We start from the raw sequence: 537 nt of genomic DNA on the forward strand, positions 1-537 counted from the left end.
GGTGTCGGCGTCGACCGGCTTGAGGTAGAAGAAGAATTTCAGCATGCGCCAATCATCGAGGTCGAAATGATACTTGCCGAGCGAGGCGAGGTTCTTGTCGGCGTCCGAAGCCGCACCGGTTGGAAAACTCCACCAGACGCGCGTCGTGATCAGTTTTGCCTGGCCGCCGAGATAGTGCGCGGCAATATCCAGAAGCAGCGGATCGCGCTGGATGGCAAGCGCCGCCGGGCAGTCGAGGATGCGCTCGAAAAAATGCCCGCTGAGCAGCGAGCGGCCAAGGCGTTTCTCGGCCTCGGCATGTTCCCCCGGCATGAATTCGAGACGGCGGTCGAAATTGCCGAAGCAAGGCGTGCGCCCGGCGAAGTCGGCGATCTCTTCATGGATATCAGGCGGCAGGACCAGGCCTGAGAACAGCCCGTCGGAGCGCAACGCATCGACGACCGCTCCCCGTTCGACACCGGCAAACATCGTATCCCCGGCATTGGCGACCGGGCGGGCGCGTTTTGCGCCCAGCCAATGCATGCGGCGTCCGGGCAT

Annotated in this window: 1 pseudogene; it reads right to left on the reverse strand. The window is 63.1% G+C overall.

Annotated features, from left to right (window positions below):
- Nucleotides 1–537: pseudogene (locus EN893_RS37215) on the reverse strand (hypothetical protein); the annotation flags it as partial.

Origin of the sequence: Mesorhizobium sp. M7A.F.Ca.CA.004.04.2.1, assembly GCF_004022825.1 — a bacterium.
Classification (GTDB): Bacteria; Pseudomonadota; Alphaproteobacteria; order Rhizobiales; family Rhizobiaceae; genus Mesorhizobium.